This is a genomic window from Aneurinibacillus danicus, from assembly GCF_007991215.1.
Classification (GTDB): domain Bacteria; phylum Bacillota; class Bacilli; order Aneurinibacillales; family Aneurinibacillaceae; genus Aneurinibacillus; species Aneurinibacillus danicus.
The window spans coordinates 1-1,556 of sequence record NZ_BJXX01000259.1 but is presented as its reverse complement, the minus strand read 5'-3'; the positions used below and the strand labels follow the sequence as shown (position 1 = coordinate 1,556).

Here is a 1,556-nt window from a genome sequence, read left to right as displayed (position 1 = left end):
TGAACCTCTCCCACCTACGCTAACACTTAGAGGTGGGAGTTTCTTACCAGCCGTATCGTTGATGCTTCTGCGCATAAGAGGATTTGCCTCCCATACTCGATATACATACCGGAAGTCATCTCGACACGTAAGTAAGCAACTTCTGTACCCTTTGATAGATACAGAAGGGTCGGAACAAACCTTCTACTACTTCTCGCTTACGCGATACGTAGATACTTCAGTTTCGTTGGTATATCGAAAGGAAGCATCTCACCATATATGGCTCTACTCAAAATGTTTCGTGCGCCATGAACATCCCGATGTTCATGATATCCGCATGAACACACATAATTTCTGGAAGACACTCTTTGTTTCCTCCTGCAGACAGGGCATGTCTGACTTGTATACGACTCATCCACCTCGTGCATCTTGATTCCGTCTTGTGCCAATTTATATTTGAGATAGTCTTTCACTTTTCCAAATGACCAGTTGGACAATTTCTGAGCCTGCTTTCGGTTTGTTTTCTTTTTCTTGCGGGTATTTCGTTGAACCCCTTCAGGATTTCCCACATACACATCTGAAATCGACTGCTTCACACACCACTCCACAAAGTTTCGGGTCGCCTTGTGCAGCGCATCTTGCAGTTGTTTCTCTGACCTGGAAAGAATATACTGTTTGGCTCGTTGATATTTTTTCCATTGCCGAGATCCTTTCCTGCATTTCGATTGCAGACGTTGGATTTCTGCCAATTTCTTATTCCGAAAACGGTGAAGAGAACGTATTTTTCGACCTGTAACGATCAAGGCCTGTCCATTTTCACAAAAAGCGGAAAGGGTATGGATTTCTCCCATATCAACACCGACGGAATGGCTGGATTGATAGGGCTTGTTTTCTTGCCCGTCTTCAAAAGAAACCGCAAGATACAATCCATTGTCGTAACACAGTTCGATTTCCTTGATATTCTCTTGTGGCAGGTTGGACGCATGAACCACAATCGGTTTTTTCCTTTTTCCGTTGTGAACGCCCATGGATAGTTCAATTTTTCCATTTGGGTGAATCTTGAACCCGTCTTTTGCCCATTTGGTGTTGTAATGTTTCTTTTTCTTGTAGGGGTAGCGTGTAGTTGTCTTTCCTTTTTTGATTGCCTGATGGGAGGAGTCTCTGGCGAAAAGATATTTGTGGCAAACCGCCTGAATGGATTGGCTATGTAGGTGGAATTTCCCTTTTGTTTGTTTCTGAAGCTCGGACTTGGACATCCATTTTTTATGTTCAAGATGATACTCTTTTGCCAGCCGTAAGCATTCATTCCAAACAAGAGCCGATTCCCGGTTGCAGGCAAACAACCGATCTATATCCGTTTTGGATGCCCGGAAATAGACTTTCTTCGCACGAATCATACGCATCACCTTCTTTCATATGACCCTGATTAGATTAGACTAAAGTATATCAGGGGATCAAATGTTCTGCAAGAAACAACGTTAGGCTACGCCTAACCGACATTCATCTCCCACTTTCATTGGTGCTAAAAGCACCTTCACATGTAGAAGTGGGAGACTTCTTTCGGAATTATGTTAAAA

General features: G+C 43.2%; 1 protein-coding gene. It reads right to left on the bottom strand.

Going from position 1 to position 1,556, the window contains the following annotated elements:
- Nucleotides 1-197: 197 nt before the first annotated feature.
- Complete coding sequence (locus ADA01nite_RS21585; RefSeq protein ID WP_146812483.1) at nucleotides 198-1,376, bottom strand: RNA-guided endonuclease InsQ/TnpB family protein; 1,179 nt, start codon at nucleotides 1,374-1,376, stop codon at nucleotides 198-200.
- Between the last annotated feature and the right edge of the window lie 180 nt (nucleotides 1,377-1,556).

Bases quoted from the DNA above. Each gene is read 5' to 3' on its own strand.
- ADA01nite_RS21585 (WP_146812483.1), bottom strand. From the start codon at position 1,376: ATGATTCGTGCGAAGAAAGTCTATTTCCGGGCATCCAAAACGGATATA.